At 37.1% G+C, this 14,946-nt stretch carries 13 protein-coding genes; 11 read left to right on the forward strand and 2 right to left on the reverse strand.

Annotated elements, in window-relative coordinates; all coding sequences use genetic code 11:
- Nucleotides 1–211: 211 nt before the first annotated feature.
- Nucleotides 212–1,759, forward strand: a complete 1,548-nt coding sequence (pruA, locus tag V7014_RS01780; protein ID WP_335503512.1) for an L-glutamate gamma-semialdehyde dehydrogenase — start codon at nt 212–214, stop codon at nt 1,757–1,759.
- Nucleotides 1,760–1,789: 30 nt separating this feature from the next.
- Here the strand turns inward: pruA and V7014_RS01785 are convergent, their stop codons facing one another.
- Entirely contained in the window at nt 1,790–3,109 is a 1,320-nt protein-coding gene (locus V7014_RS01785) for a uracil-xanthine permease family protein (protein ID WP_335503515.1), read from the reverse strand.
- A gap of 223 nt (nt 3,110–3,332) precedes the next feature.
- On the opposite strand from V7014_RS01785, the gene V7014_RS01790 reads away from it, so the two are divergent.
- From V7014_RS01790 to rlmD, 9 genes are all read left to right on the forward strand, one after another.
- A complete protein-coding gene (locus tag V7014_RS01790) occupies nt 3,333–4,310 on the forward strand; it encodes an aromatic ring-hydroxylating dioxygenase subunit alpha (protein ID WP_335503518.1) in 978 nt (325 codons plus the stop codon).
- A gap of 561 nt (nt 4,311–4,871) precedes the next feature.
- The gene (gatC, locus tag V7014_RS01795) at nt 4,872–5,162 is read left to right on the forward strand and encodes an Asp-tRNA(Asn)/Glu-tRNA(Gln) amidotransferase subunit GatC (RefSeq protein WP_335503520.1); all 291 of its coding nucleotides are present in this window, start codon (nt 4,872–4,874) and stop codon (nt 5,160–5,162) included.
- 13 nt (nt 5,163–5,175) lie between these two features.
- Nucleotides 5,176–6,636: an Asp-tRNA(Asn)/Glu-tRNA(Gln) amidotransferase subunit GatA gene (gene gatA / locus V7014_RS01800; RefSeq protein WP_335503524.1), complete on the forward strand. Its 1,461-nt coding sequence runs from the start codon at nt 5,176–5,178 to the stop codon at nt 6,634–6,636.
- Nucleotides 6,637–6,648: 12 nt separating this feature from the next.
- Nucleotides 6,649–8,082 (forward strand): Asp-tRNA(Asn)/Glu-tRNA(Gln) amidotransferase subunit GatB, encoded by a 1,434-nt coding sequence (gatB, locus tag V7014_RS01805; protein WP_335503526.1) that lies wholly within the window; start codon nt 6,649–6,651, stop codon nt 8,080–8,082.
- Nucleotides 8,083–8,239: 157 nt separating this feature from the next.
- The gene (locus V7014_RS01810) at nt 8,240–8,485 is read left to right on the forward strand and encodes a hypothetical protein (RefSeq protein WP_335503529.1); all 246 of its coding nucleotides are present in this window, start codon (nt 8,240–8,242) and stop codon (nt 8,483–8,485) included.
- A gap of 202 nt (nt 8,486–8,687) precedes the next feature.
- On the forward strand, nt 8,688–9,404 hold the full coding sequence (locus tag V7014_RS01815) for a DUF3784 domain-containing protein (protein ID WP_335503611.1): 717 nt from the start codon (nt 8,688–8,690) through the stop codon (nt 9,402–9,404).
- 205 nt (nt 9,405–9,609) lie between these two features.
- Nucleotides 9,610–10,542 (forward strand): diacylglycerol kinase, encoded by a 933-nt coding sequence (locus V7014_RS01820; RefSeq protein ID WP_335503533.1) that lies wholly within the window; start codon nt 9,610–9,612, stop codon nt 10,540–10,542.
- 336 nt (nt 10,543–10,878) lie between these two features.
- Entirely contained in the window at nt 10,879–11,685 is an 807-nt protein-coding gene (locus V7014_RS01825; protein ID WP_438824850.1) for an alpha/beta fold hydrolase, read from the forward strand.
- A gap of 224 nt (nt 11,686–11,909) precedes the next feature.
- Nucleotides 11,910–13,280, forward strand: a complete 1,371-nt coding sequence (gene rlmD / locus V7014_RS01830; protein WP_335503539.1) for a 23S rRNA (uracil(1939)-C(5))-methyltransferase RlmD — start codon at nt 11,910–11,912, stop codon at nt 13,278–13,280.
- A gap of 84 nt (nt 13,281–13,364) precedes the next feature.
- Here rlmD and V7014_RS01835 read toward each other — a convergent pair whose 3' ends face one another.
- Nucleotides 13,365–13,904, reverse strand: a complete 540-nt coding sequence (locus V7014_RS01835; protein ID WP_335503543.1) for an ECF transporter S component — start codon at nt 13,902–13,904, stop codon at nt 13,365–13,367.
- A 519-nt stretch (nt 13,905–14,423) separates the two neighbouring features.
- Between V7014_RS01835 and V7014_RS01840 the strand changes: the two genes are divergently transcribed.
- Nucleotides 14,424–14,946: RNA-guided endonuclease TnpB family protein (locus V7014_RS01840; RefSeq protein WP_335503544.1), on the forward strand; the 523-nt coding region annotated here is incomplete at its 3' end.

Below are 14,946 nucleotides of genomic sequence, written 5' to 3' on the forward strand. Positions count from 1 at the left end.
GAAATATGAGCAGAGAACCGGAAATATGAGTAGAGAACCGGAAATATGAGTGGAGAATCGGAAATATGAGCAGCGGATACTATCACTGGAGTATTATCCATCCATCAATCATGAGAGAAGTAAAAAGTCATTTTAATTATTTGAATAGTTTATAAAATAGCCTTACAATAAACGTTGAGCAACATACATACTAAATTGGGAGTGAATAATATTGGTACAAGCATACAAGCATGAGCCATTTACAGATTTTTCTCAAAGTAGCAATGAAATAGGTTATCTTGAAGGGTTAGAAAGAGTTAGGGGCTATTTAGGGCAAGAGTATGATTTGTTGATAAATGGTAACAGAGTAAAAACAGAAGAAAAAATTGTTTCATATAATCCGGCAGATAAGCAAGAAGTGATTGGAACGGTTTCAAAAGCGAATCGTGAATTAGCAGAAGAAGCGATTACTGCGGCAAGTGAAGCATTTGAATCGTGGCGTAAGGTGGAGCCGGAGTCTAGAGCTGACATATTATTTCGAGCAGCTGCTATTATTCGTCGACGCAAACATGAGTTTTCGGCATTGCTGACGAAAGAAGCGGGTAAACCGTGGAATGAAGCAGATGGTGATACGGCAGAGGCAATCGATTTCATGGAGTTTTATGCTCGACAAATATTGAAAGTGAAAGATGGAGTGCCTGTCGAAAGCCGTTCAGGAGAAAATAATCAATATCAATATATTCCGCTAGGAGTAGGAATCATTATCTCACCATGGAACTTTCCGTTAGCCATTATGGCTGGGACGACTGTTGCGGCTCTTGTAGCAGGTAATACAGTGGTTCTAAAACCAGCTTCTACAACACCAATAGTGGCAGCAAAGTTTGTTGAAGTGATGGAAGAAGCAGGTCTTCCTGCTGGTGTCTTGAACTTTGTACCAGGAAGTGGTGCTGAAGTGGGTGACTACTTAATTGATCATCCAAAAACTCGTTTTATTTCTTTTACTGGTTCTCGCGATGTTGGTCTGCGTATTTATGAACGCGCTTCCAAAGTGCAATCAGGTCAAATTTGGTTAAAACGAGTGATTGCTGAGATGGGCGGTAAAGATACGATTGTAGTAGATCGTGAAGCGGATCTTGATTTAGCTGCTGAAAGTATTGTGAAATCTGCGTTTGGTTTTTCGGGACAAAAATGCTCTGCATGTTCTCGCGCTGTTATTGTAGAAGATGTATATGAAGATGTTCTAGAACGTGCTGTACAATTAACGAAAAAGCTTACGGTCGGAAATCCGGAAGATAAGAATCATTATATGGGTCCTGTCATTGATGCTGCTGCTTATAAGAAAATAATGCAATACATTGAAATCGGTAAACAAGAAGGACGTTTAATGGCGGGTGGAGAAGGTGATGACTCGAAAGGTTACTTTGTTCAACCAACTATCTTTGCTGATTTAGATCCGAATGCACGTTTAATGCAAGAAGAAATTTTTGGTCCAGTCGTTGCTTTTGCAAAAGCGAAAGACTTCAGTCATGCGCTTGAAATAGCTAACAATACTGAATATGGTTTAACAGGTGCGGTAATTTCAACTAATCGCGCTCATATTGATCAAGCTCGTGAAGATTTCCATGTCGGAAACTTATATATTAATCGTGGATGTACGGGGGCTATTGTTGGCTATCAACCATTCGGCGGCTTCAATATGTCAGGAACCGATTCAAAAGCTGGAGGTCCAGATTACGTAATGCTGCATATGCAGGCGAAAACTACTTCAGAAATGTATTAATAGATTAATAGAAAAAAGGGATGATGAAAGTCATCCCTTTTTAGCTTTTTCAGCAGGTATGATTAAATTTAATAAAACAGCTGCTATAGCCCCAACGGCTGTTCCTGAAGAAAGGATATAGTTTAAGAAATCTGGCATTGTATGAAGTAGATCTTTCGGTAATACTGTCGTACCAATGGTTAAAAGGATTGGCATTCCTATTACAATCATATTGCGGTCATCAATGGTAATATGCTGAATAACTTTCAAACCGTTCATAACAATTGCAATACAGATTACACCGAATATTCCATTAATAACAGGTCCAGGAATACATGTGATTAATGTAGAGAGTTTCGGAACAAGTCCAAGTCCCACCAAGATGAAACCAGCGGCAATAATTACGCGTCGACTAGCTACCCCTGTAATAGCAATTAAACCTGCATTAGAAGAATATCCCGTCATAGGAGTTCCGCCAAATAAAGTACCAACAAAGCAACCAATACCCTCACCAAACGATGCTCGATTTAATCTTTTATTCGTCAATTCCCCATCAGTAACTGTTGAAACAACAAACCATGTACCTGTAGTTTCAATCAAAATGACAATGTATATAAACACCATAGTAAGAATTGCATGTAAATCAAAAACAGGTGCTCCGAATGGAAAAAATGATGGGAGTGAGAACCAAGCTGCTTCTTTCACTGGTGAAAAATCAACTGTGCCGTATAACGATGCAGTGATTGTCCCAGCAATAATAGCAAGAATAACGGATACTAATCGAAAAAAAGTACCTATGCCTTTCGCTTTTCTACCAAGTAAAATACAAACGATTAATACAGCTGTTGAAACAAAAGCAATCATGGCATTGTGACCGATGAAGCCTGGTGCAGAATAAATGCCGTTAAATGGTATAGGCATTAATGAAATCCCTACAATGACAATAACTGTTCCAGCAACAGTTGGTGGAATGATTTTTCGTACAATATGTGCAAATGCTTTTAATGGATATCCAATAATAGCGATTAAGAGTGCACCTGGAAGCAAACTACCAAATACTGCTCCAAGACCTAATTTCCCACCGATTGCTGCTAATGCACCGATTGGAACATAAGATGGTCCCTGCATAACAGGCAACCTCAATCCTATTGTCGCTTGGATAATCGTTGCAAGTCCTGCTGCTAGGAAGCACATTTGAATAAAAAATGTCGTATTAGCTGTACTTAAAGATAATAAACCAGAGATGATAATTGGTGCTAAATATAAATCCATTGCTAAGACATGCTGCATCCCTAATAATAGTGATCGTTTCGTACTGATTTTCTCGTTCACACCGACAAGTAAATTTGCCGACTTCGCTTGATCTTCCATGTTTGTTTTTCCTCCCCAGAAATACGAATCCCTATTTTGAATAAAAATCCCTTTGTTCAGATATTAATATAAACTCACTTGCATTATAAGGAGAAAAGTGTCGAAAGTAAACCTTAAAGCGAATATTTTTGTGTGAAATTAAAATTAATGTTCGTATTTAGAATTGACATATAATTTAGTGAGTCTTAAAATATAGATGCACAAGAATGAGGGGGGAACGGACATGATTGTATATGATCAGGTTTTACGAAGTGATTGGATTGTAGCTTGTAAGGCAGAAGACGTTGGGGAGAAACCATTACAAGTAGTCGTTATGGGAGAAAGAGTAGTGCTCTTTCGGAATGAAGAAGGGATTCATGCTTTTAGAGACTTATGTATTCATCGTGGGGCTGCTCTATCACTTGGTTGTGTGAAGAACGGTAATCTTGTATGTCCTTATCATGGTTGGGAGTTTAATAGTATAGGAGAATGTACGAAGATTCCGCAACTACCAGAAGGACGCGCAATACCAAAGAAAGCAAAAGCAGCTAAGTATGGCTGTATCGAGAAGTGTGGATTTATTTGGGTTAATCTAGAAAATAGTGATGCAAAACTATTTACATATAAAGAATTTGAAGATGAATCTTATCACAATGTGTTGTGGGGACCTCAAGAGGTGGAAGCAAATCCACCACGAATCGTTGAAAATTTCTTAGATGTAGGACATTTAGCGTTTGTCCATGGAGGATATTTAGGGGAAGAATCATACCCTGTAATAGGTGAATATAAAGTACATCAAGGCGAAGATTCTATTTATTCAGATGAGATAGTATTATTTCAACCTGACCCAGATGGTTCCGGGCAAGCTAAACATGTCTATTATACGTATGAAATTCTAAAACCACTTACGGTTCGTTTTACGAAGCTAGATAAAGATAATGGGCAGCGCATGGCAATTCTCTTGACCATCTTACCCGTTGAAAAGGAGAAATCAATTGCTTATGGTATATTGTCTTTTAACTATGATACGGGTACAACGGATGAAGAGGTTGTAGAGTTCCAGAATATGATTTTTGCACAAGATAAGCCGATTGTAGAGAATCAGAAGCCAGAGGATTTACCGCTTGATTTGCAGGTAGAGTTATCACTCATTTGCGATCGAATGAGTATTGCATACCGTCAATACTTAAAGAAATTAGGGGTAGTACTAGGAACGGCCTAATAGACTGAAAGATAGACTGTAGATGTAAATTTGTAGTCTATTTTTTATTGAACAATTTCAGTCGAAGCGCTCCAGTCCATACGTCACTAAACGGGTGATTTCGCTTTTCATTGTCTAACCTTACACCTGTCACACTCGGTCATAAGCCAATCCGTTTTGAAAACCAAAATCGGGTTTTCAAGAACGGCTCGTCTTATGCCTGCCGTGTGCCTCCTTTTTAGTTAGGTGTAAAACCAAAAATAAGCTCTACTTAAAGTGAAGTTAATAGTATTATGAAGTTCTTCGATCCAAAAAGGACCGGTGACGGTTTTTCTAGGATGTCTAGCGAAAGTCACCCAGTGACTAGTGGACTTCCCGCTCCTCCCTACGATAAGTCAACATCGAATCACCTATCGGCTCTTCGTGTTTCCTTTATCTCAGTCGAAGCGCTCCAGTCCATACGTCACTAAACGGGTGATTTCGCTTTTCTTATCATCTCCAATATTGCTTTAGCGCGGCAAAATTTGATAATATTATGAGTATGGCTTTTGGTCGAAAAAAATGCTGGAGGTGGATTGTAGAATGTCTCGTATTTCAACTGAACAAGTGAAGCACGTAGCTAATCTTTCAAGATTAGCTGTGACAGACAAAGAAGTAGAGAAAATGGCGAAAGAACTAGATGCAATTATTTCATTTGCTGAGCAATTGAATGAACTGGATACAACAGGTGTGAAACCAACATCGCGTGTTGTTGAAACGGTTAACGTTCTTCGTGAGGATGTGGCGAAACCAGGTTTACCAATTGAAGACGTAGTGAAGAATGCACCAGAACATAGAGATGGACTAATCGTAGTACCATCAATCATCGATTAAAGGGGGGAACTTTATGTCACTTTTTACACATAGTTTGAAGGATTTACAAAGCCTTTTGCTGAAGAAAGAGGTTAGTGTATCTGATTTAGTAGATACATCTTTTAAACGTATCGAGCAAGTAGATGAGACAGTTGCTGCTTTTCTTACATTAAATGAAGAAAGTGCACGTCAACAAGCAAAATTATTAGATGAAAAGCTAGCTAAAGGAGAAGTATCAGGTTCTCTATTTGGTATGCCTATCGGTATTAAAGATAATATCGTAACAAAAAACTTACGCACTACTTGTGCTAGTAAAATATTAGAAAATTTTGATCCAATTTATGATGCGACTGTTGTTCAAAAGCTACAACAAGCTGGAACTGTAACAATCGGTAAATTAAATATGGATGAGTTTGCTATGGGTTCTTCAAATGAAAACTCAGCGTACAAAACAGTTCGTAATCCTTGGAACACTGATTGTGTACCAGGTGGGTCATCAGGTGGATCGGCTGCATCTGTAGCGGCTGGAGAAGTTTTATTCTCACTTGGTTCTGATACTGGTGGATCAATTCGTCAGCCAGCAGCATATTGCGGCGTAGTTGGAATGAAACCAACATATGGTCGTGTATCTCGCTTTGGATTAGTCGCATTTGCTTCTTCACTAGATCAAATCGGTCCAATTACGAATCGTGTAGAAGATAATGCTTATCTTTTAGAAGCAATCTCTGGAATTGACCCAATGGACGGCACATCAGCAAATGTAGATGTTCCAAAATTCTCGGAAAGCTTAACAGGTGACGTGAAAGGCTTACGTATTGCAGTGCCGAAGGAATACCTTGGCGAAGGTGTAGCGGAGGATGTGAAGCAATCTGTATTAGAATCGTTGAAAGTACTAGAATCACTAGGCGCTACATGGGAAGAGGTTTCTCTACCACATTCTAAATACGCATTAGCAACATATTACTTATTATCTTCATCTGAAGCATCAGCGAACTTAGCTCGCTTCGATGGCGTTCGTTATGGCTACAGAACACCGAATGCTGAGAACTTAATTGATATGTACAAGAAAACACGTGCAGAAGGCTTCGGAAGTGAAGTTAAACGCCGTATCATGCTTGGAACATTCGCGTTAAGCTCAGGTTACTATGATGCATATTACAAGAAAGCTCAACAAGTTCGTACATTAATTAAGAAAGATTTCGAAGATGTGTTTGAGAACTACGATGTAATCATCGGACCAACAACTCCAACAACAGCATTCAAAATCGGACAAAATACAAAAGATCCATTAACGATGTATGCGAACGATATTTTAACAATTCCTGTGAACTTAGCAGGTGTACCAGGTATTTCTGTTCCTTGTGGATTATCACAAGAAGGATTACCATACGGCTTGCAAATTATTGGTAAGCATTTCGATGAAAGTACAGTTTATCGCGTTGCTCATGCGTTCGAGCAAGCAACAGATCATCATACAAAAAAACCACAACTGTAAGGGGTGAGGAACATGCAACAATTTGAAACGGTAATAGGTCTTGAAGTACACGTTGAATTAAAAACAAATTCAAAGATCTTCTCGTCAAGTCCAAACCAATTCGGAGCTGATCCGAATACAAACACGTCAGTAATTGACCTTGGATATCCAGGCGTACTGCCAGTATTAAATAAACAAGTAGTTGATTTCGGGATGAAAGCAGCAATGGCGATTAATTGCGAAGTAGCAACTCATACGAAATTCGACCGTAAAAACTATTTCTATCCAGATAATCCAAAAGCTTATCAAATTTCGCAGTTCGACCAACCAATCGGTGAAAACGGCTATATTGATATTGAAGTGGATGGTTATAAGAAGCGTATTGGTATTACGCGTATTCATTTAGAAGAAGATGCGGGTAAATTAACGCACGGAGCAGGTGGAAACTCGCTTTGTGACTACAACCGTCAAGGTACACCGCTTGTAGAAATCGTTTCTGAACCAGATATTCGTACACCTAATGAGGCATATGCCTACTTAGAAAAGTTAAAATCAATCATTCAATACACTGGTGTTTCTGACTGTAAGATGGAAGAAGGTTCACTTCGTTGTGATGCGAACATCTCTATTCGTCCTGTAGGTCAAAAAGAATTCGGTACAAAAACAGAGTTAAAGAACTTAAACTCTTTCAACTTTGTTCGTAAAGGTCTTGAATTTGAAGAACGTCGTCAAATCGCTGTTGTATCAGCAGGTGGTACAATCGATCAAGAAACACGTCGATTCGATGAAACTACAGGAAAAACAATCTTGATGCGTGTTAAAGAAGGATCGGATGATTATCGTTACTTCCCAGAGCCAGACTTAGTAGAGCTATACATTGATGATGAGTGGAAAGAACGTGTACGTGTGGAAATTCCCGAGCTTCCAGATTCTCGTCAAAAACGCTATACAGAAGAGTGGGGCTTACCTGCATACGATGCAGCTGTACTGACAGTAACGAAAGAAACAGCTGATTTCTTCGAAGCAACAGTTGCAGCAGGTGCAGATGCGAAGCTTGCTTCTAACTGGATTATGGGTGAGCTTTCTGGTTACATGAATGCTGAAGGCAAAGAACTTCATGATCTTCCATTAACACCACAAGCTTTAGCAGGTATGATCGTACTTATCGAAAAAGGAACAATTTCTTCTAAAATTGCCAAAACAGTTTTCAAAGAGTTAGTTGAAAACGGTGGCGATGCCGAGACAATTGTAAAAGAAAAAGGTCTTGTTCAAATTTCAGATGAAGGTTCACTTCTTAAAATCATAACAGAAGCACTTGATAATAATCCGAAATCAATTGAAGACTACAAAGCAGGTCAGAAGAAAGCAACTGGCTTCTTAGTAGGTCAAATCATGAAAGCGACGAAAGGACAAGCTAATCCACAAGTCGTGAACAAGCTTCTAATGCAAGAGATTGAGAAACGATAAATAATACAAAAAATCTGCCTAAGTAAAATACTAGGCAGATTTTTTTATATGTATTTCGATAATGTTAGAAGAATGCTACCATAGTTTTATAATGTTCATGAAACTTATGAATTTAATATACGTATCTCTAATATACAACTTATTGGGAGGCGTTATTATGGAAATGTTCTTGATATTAGTTATTCTATTAATTATAGGAGTTACGTTATCGAAATTATTATTTGCAGGAAAATCAGTAGCATCTAAAAACAACTCATTGGATCATACATCAACAAATCAACATTATTATGGTATAGAGAGCTTTGATGATGGTAGGCATAATGACCACCATCATCATGGAGTTAACTGTGACAACGGTAGTGGTAGTGATTGTGGCGGTGGTGATTCGGGTGGAAGCTTTTAGCTTAACGTTGTCATTTAAAGGTGTGTAAGAAGGAGAATGAGAAATGGCAGTTATGATTTATGCAGGGATCGTTATTGTTGTTGGAGTTATAGTAGCAATAGCCGTTAAGTTTAGTGATCCTGAGAAATTTAAACAACGCAGAAGCAGTAAAAAGTAAAGTTGGCAGAGGTGGAGACGGAATGGGGTAACACTGATAATATGGATTTTCGTTGGTTGTATAGTAACAGGCCTTGCTTATCTGATTCATAATAAAAAAGAATATTCCTTATTATCCGGATATAATTCATATACGGATGAGGAAAAGGCAGAATTAGAAAGAAATGGTTATTTGTCATATGAAGGAAAATTAATGTGGGGAATTGCGATAATCTGGCTACTTAGCATTCCGGTTGTTGCGTTTCGTGTACCTTATGGAATTGAAATTTTTATAGCTATTTTTTTATTGTTTTTAATGAGTGGAACGCTTTATGGGTTAAAGTACGATGTGAAGAGAAAACGTAAACGTAATGCGATTCTGTTAATTTCTTTATATAGTGTTATTTTAATTGGAATCGGTGTTCTTTTTTATCTAGGTAACAAAGACACGAATGTTACAATCACTAATGAAGCCATCGAAATGAGTGGAATGTATGATGATACGATCGCAATAAAAGATATCGATGAGCTTAAAATGATCGATCGACTTCCATCAGATACGATTAAATCAAATGGATTTGCAACAGAAACAAGGTCATTAGGTTCATTCCATAGTAAGAAATGGGGATCAGGTCGTCATTATGCTTTTACTAAATATCCACCTTATATATGGATTAAAACAGATGAAAAATACTATATTTTAAACTCGAAGAATGAACAAGAAACGAGTAAATGGTATCAAGAAATAATGAATGCTTGGAGTAGCCAAAAGCAGTTCGAATAGTATACAATAAAAAGAGACTTGGAATATAATTCAAGTCCCTTTGTTTTTGTATTGAGAAGTTTGGTATTTCTTGATATGGGACAATCTATTTATATGTGTAGCTATTTTGAATGCTGTACTATATAATCAATTTCACATTAAAAAATAATAAAAAGTTATTTTTGTAAAATAGATTTAAACGAATTTTACGTATAGGATGATGAAAATGAAACGGGCTAGATTAATATATAATCCAACTTCAGGACGCGAGGCCATTCGTAAGCATTTACCAGATGTATTGGCAAAGCTAGAAGCGGCAGGTTACGAGGCATCTTGTCATGCTACTACTTGTGAAGGTGATGCTACAAAAGCAGCTCGCATAGCAATCGAACGAAAATATGATGTCGTTATTGCTGCAGGTGGAGATGGAACAATTTATGAAGTAGTAAATGGACTTGCAGATGCTGAGCATCGCCCAAAATTAGGTATTATTCCAGTTGGAACAACAAATGATTTTGCACGAGCAATTCATGTTCCTCGTTCAGTAAATGCCGCAGTTGATATTATAACAGCAGGTAATACTATGCCAATTGACGTTGGTAAAATGAATGAGAAATATTTTATCAATATTGCAGGTGGCGGTCGTTTAACCGAACTTACATATGAAGTGCCGAGTAAGTTGAAAACAATGCTTGGTCAACTTGCTTATTACTTAAAGGGTATTGAAATGTTGCCTTCTTTGAAAGCAACAGATGTAAAAATCGAATATGATGGTAAACTATTCGAAGGTGAAGTTATGCTATTCCTCGTTGCGAACACAAACTCTGTTGGCGGCTTTGAGCGTTTAGCTCCAGATGCATCTTTGAATGATGGAATGTTTACATTACTTATTTTAAAGAAAACAAATCTTGCGGAATTTATTCGTATTGCATCTCTAGCTCTTAGAGGAGAACATACAAAAGATCCATCAGTAATCTATGTGAAAGCAAATCGTATAAAAGTAACTCCTAAGGAAAAGATGCAATTGAACTTAGATGGTGAATATGGTGGAATTGCTCCAGCAGAATTCGTCAATATGTATCGCCATTTCGATGTATTTGTTCCAGAGAATTTTATGCCGGATGCTGTCCCACAACGCATAGAAAAAGAAGAGAGTTAATTGGTGAGAATCGCAGATGAAATGCGATTCTCTTTTTTTGTTAGCTATTGTAAGATGACAAATACGTGGAAAGGAGAGCGAAGTAAGTCGCTTTTTCTCGAAATGTGTCGAAATTATGTCAAAAAAGTATAATCACTTCCCATAGAATGGAGATGTGTAAATGCTTTCACACCAATGTTTAAATACATTTGTATATTTATTGATAAATAATTCTAAATCTTTGTGTGTGAAAGATGTAATTAATATGGGCATTGTCTAGTTAATATTGCTTTTTCTTTCACAAATATTCGATTATACTCGAAGTACTTGTATTATTAATCACAAGAAAGGGTGATAATGTTGTTACATTATCGTACTCATTATATTGATGACTATAAACCATGGGTTACGTTCATCCATGGAGCAGGAGGAAATTCTGCAGTATGGTTTAAACAGCTACGAGATTATAAGAAACACTTTAATGTGCTATTAATAGATCTGCGTGGTCACGGAAAATCACAATCTGTTCAGTGGAAAAATGACGATACTTTTGTAACAATTGGGAAAGAAGTCATGGCTGTACTTGATAGAGAAAATATAAAGAGTTCGCACTTTGTAGGAATTTCACTAGGTACGATTGTTATTCAAACAATCGCTAAAACATATCCAGATCGTGTTTCCTCTATGGTTTTAGGTGGAGCAATAACCAGTTTAAATTTACGGACGAAATTTTATTTAACACTAGGTCATTTAGGGAAGCACATTCTTCCATATATGTGGCTATATCGTCTGTTTGCATGGATTATTATGCCGAAAAGTAATCATAAAGAAGCGCGTGTAACGTTTGTTGAACAGGCAAAGCGAATGTGTCAGAAAGAATTCATTCGTTGGTTCTCATTAACGAAACGTGTAAATCCATTCTTAGAAGAGTTACAAAAGGATTTCCAGGGCGTCCCGACGCTTTTTGTTATGGGAGAAGAAGATTATTTATTCTTAGACGCAGTTGAAGATGTTGTACTCACGACAAAAAGTTATGTGAAGCTAGAATGTATTGAAAGTGCTGGGCATGTATGTAATATAGATAAATTTCAGATCTTTAATGATGTAACGATTAATTTTATTTATGAACATTGCGGTGTCATTTTACCGATAAAAACAAGTTAATGATCGAAGATGAATGGATAATCCATTCATCTTTTTTGTTGCAATCGTCTTATTAAATGAAGTGCTTTTTCAGGTAAAGATAGGTTGCTGATCTACATCTGAACATAAATTGAGAAATACAAATAATGCTTCCTTTATTGTGGTTATTCTTTATGGTAGAATCAACCTAGTCTGTTTTAGAAGGAAAGCCAATAAGGCATCATATAGAAAAGGAAGTTGAATGAATGAAGAAGAATGCACCAGTCAAGAAAAGTGACATCGTGACAGTGGAGTTTAATGATTTAACACATGATGGTTCAGGTGTAGCGAAAGTAGAAGGTTATCCATTATTTGTACCATTTGCATTGCCAGGTGAGAAAGCAAAGGTCAAGGTTATTAAAGTAAACAAAGGATATGGTTTTGGTCGTTTAGAAGAAATTCTTGTACAAAGCCCAGATCGTGTGGATTATCCATGTTCATTGCATAAAGAATGCGGTGGCGCTCAACTTTTACATTTGAGCTATGAAGGTCAATTACGTGCGAAAGAAAAACAAGTTCGTGATGCCCTAGAGCGTATCGGTGGATTAAAGGGTGTGAAAGTAAATCCTGTCATCGGTATGGAAAACCCTTGGAAATATCGTAATAAAGTTCAAGTACCTGTAGGCTTTCAAAATGGTCGTACTGTTGCGGGGTACTATAAGAAACGTAGTCACGAAATCGTGGATATGACAAACTGTGGCGTTGAACTATCAATGGATGACAGTGTTGTATTAAAAATCCGTGACATTCTTGTAGACAACGGCATTGCTCCTTATGATGAGAAAGAACATAAGGGTATAATTCGTCATATCGTCGTTCGTTGGGCAAAAGCAACAGACGAAATGATGATTGTTCTTGTAACACGTACAAGAACTTTGCCAAACCAAGAAGAAATCGTGAAGGATATCGTGAAAACTATTCCAAACGTAAAGAGCATTGTTCAAAACATCAATGTGAAGCGTACAAATGTTATCTTAGGTGACCGTTCTTTAACACTTTGGGGTAAAAGCACTATTACCGATACTATTGGAGAAATTAAGTTCGCCATTTCTCCACGTTCTTTCTATCAAGTAAACCCAGTACAAACAAAAGTATTGTATGATCAAGCTCTACAATACGCGCAGTTAACAGGCGAAGAAACAGTTATTGATGCATATTGTGGAATCGGAACCATTTCTCTGTTTCTTGCTCAACAAGCGAAAAAAGTATACGGTGTAGAAATCGTGGAAGATGCTGTACGTGATGCAAGAGAAAATGCGAAGTTAAACAATATTACAAATGCTGAATTCGTAGCAGGAGCAGCTGAAACAGTCATGCTTGATTGGCAAAACGAAGGTATTAAAGCAGATGTTATCGTTGTCGATCCTCCTCGTAAAGGTTGTGAAGAGTCATTATTAAACACGATTCTTACAATGAAACCGAAGCGTGTCGTTTATGTTTCTTGTAACCCAGGAACATTAGCACGTGATTTACGCATTTTAGAAGATGGTGGATATAAGACATTGGAAGTTCAGCCGGTGGATATGTTCCCGCAGACGACGCATTGTGAAGCGGTCGCTTGTTTGGAATTAGTATAGTGATTAATCAAAAACGAATTCCTATATTGGAATTCGTTTTTTTTATTATGTTGTAAAAGCTTTTAGAATGCACCTTATTATTAACTACTTAAAATAAGGTGCTTTTTTCAAAATAACACAAACTGGTACAGCAACTATAATTCCTAGTACATTTTGAAGAAGATCTCCAGGTATTGAAGCTAAGGGTGCAATCCAATTTGCGTATAAAATCCCTTCGCCAATGTAATAAACGGCTACCATAAATGGAATAGAAACGATTGTTGCAGTTAAATTTAAAGCAATGCTGTTTCCTTTGCGACCATTTGACCAAGCAATTTTACCAACGATGTATCCTTGCAAACCACGCGCCAGAATGGTGATAGGTGCCCATAATGCCCAACCTCCAAGTATATCAAATAACCCCATTCCTATTGCACCAGCAAGAGCCCCTTTTTTAGGACCAAATAAAATAGATGCAATAAAAAGCATGGCAGTTCCTAGATGAACTAAACCTCCATTCGCAGTAATTGGTAGTTTTATATTCATAAAGACAGTAGAAACGAAAACAAGTGCTACTAACATTGATGTAATAATTAAATCAAAAGTTTTTTGACGTGACTTGGAATAACTTTGTGCACTTTCCATATCTATAAACCTCCTAAATTTAGAATTTACCGATTACTTTAGCAAAAAACTGGTATATGAAAAAGGGTCAATTTTTCAGAAAACGTAGGGGTCAGTTGGTTAAATGCAGAGAATACGAGAGCTGAGAGCTGATAACTGTTTTTAGTTGAATAAGAATCAAATAAAGTAGTAAGTTACAAATAGAGTATTATATCCAAATAGATTTATTCGAATTGTTAAAATTAAATAATTTATCATAATTATCTAAACTATTGGGGATTTTCCCTGTTTTTAATTATTTTCCGACAGAAGACTCCTTCCTCAATCGTGTGAAGGGCGTAGCCCAACAATAGGTAGGAGATGAATGTCGGTTAGGCGTTAGCCTAAAGTTTTTTTTGAACGATTAACGCACTCATTATATAATCAATATAGGGTAAAATTACCAGTCAGGGAATTTTTGTCATGGACTACTGGTGGTTCTCCTATTAATGTAGTTACAAAATATATTGAAAATCAAGGCATGAAGTGAGGTGGAAATCAATGCTAGTCAACAAAGCATATAAGTTTCGGATCTATCCAAACAAAAAACAAGAAATCCTAATTTTGAAAACAATCGGCTGTTCACGTTTTGTATTCAATTACTTTTTGGCACAATGGATGGATATGTACAAAGACACAGGCAAAGGATTAACTTACAACACTTGTTCCTCCCAACTAACACAGTTAAAGAAAGAGCTGATTTGGTTAAACGAAGTTGACAGTACTGCTATCCAATCGTCAATTAAAAACCTTGCTGACTCATATACTCGATTCTTCAAGAAACAAAATAAAGTAACACGATTCAAGTCTAAAAAGAACAGCGTACAGTCTTACACAACCAAGCACACGAACGGAAATATCGCCATTGTAGGGAATAAAATCAAATTACCTAAACTTGGTCTTATTCGCTTTGCTAAAAGTCGGGAAGTAGAAGGTCGTATTCTGAATGCTACTGTTAGAAGAAATTTAAGTGGAAAATATTTCGTATCCATTCTTGCTGAAACCGACGTACAAGCATTAGAAA

Source organism: Bacillus sp. JJ722 (genome assembly GCF_036963345.1).
Taxonomy (GTDB): Bacteria; Bacillota; Bacilli; order Bacillales; family DSM-1321; genus Bacillus_AD.

Excerpts from the sequence above, each read along its gene's own strand:
- V7014_RS01785 (WP_335503515.1), bottom strand. The coding sequence starts at position 3,109 with ATGGAAGATCAAGCGAAGTCGGCAAATTTACTTGTCGGTGTGAACGAG.
- V7014_RS01790 (WP_335503518.1), top strand. The coding sequence starts at position 3,333 with ATGATTGTATATGATCAGGTTTTACGAAGTGATTGGATTGTAGCTTGT.
- gatC (WP_335503520.1), top strand. The coding sequence starts at position 4,872 with ATGTCTCGTATTTCAACTGAACAAGTGAAGCACGTAGCTAATCTTTCA.
- gatA (WP_335503524.1), top strand. The coding sequence starts at position 5,176 with ATGTCACTTTTTACACATAGTTTGAAGGATTTACAAAGCCTTTTGCTG.
- gatB (WP_335503526.1), top strand. The coding sequence starts at position 6,649 with ATGCAACAATTTGAAACGGTAATAGGTCTTGAAGTACACGTTGAATTA.
- V7014_RS01810 (WP_335503529.1), top strand. The coding sequence starts at position 8,240 with ATGGAAATGTTCTTGATATTAGTTATTCTATTAATTATAGGAGTTACG.
- V7014_RS01820 (WP_335503533.1), top strand. The coding sequence starts at position 9,610 with ATGAAACGGGCTAGATTAATATATAATCCAACTTCAGGACGCGAGGCC.
- V7014_RS01825 (WP_438824850.1), top strand. The coding sequence starts at position 10,879 with ATGTTGTTACATTATCGTACTCATTATATTGATGACTATAAACCATGG.
- rlmD (WP_335503539.1), top strand. The coding sequence starts at position 11,910 with ATGAAGAAGAATGCACCAGTCAAGAAAAGTGACATCGTGACAGTGGAG.
- V7014_RS01835 (WP_335503543.1), bottom strand. The coding sequence starts at position 13,904 with ATGGAAAGTGCACAAAGTTATTCCAAGTCACGTCAAAAAACTTTTGAT.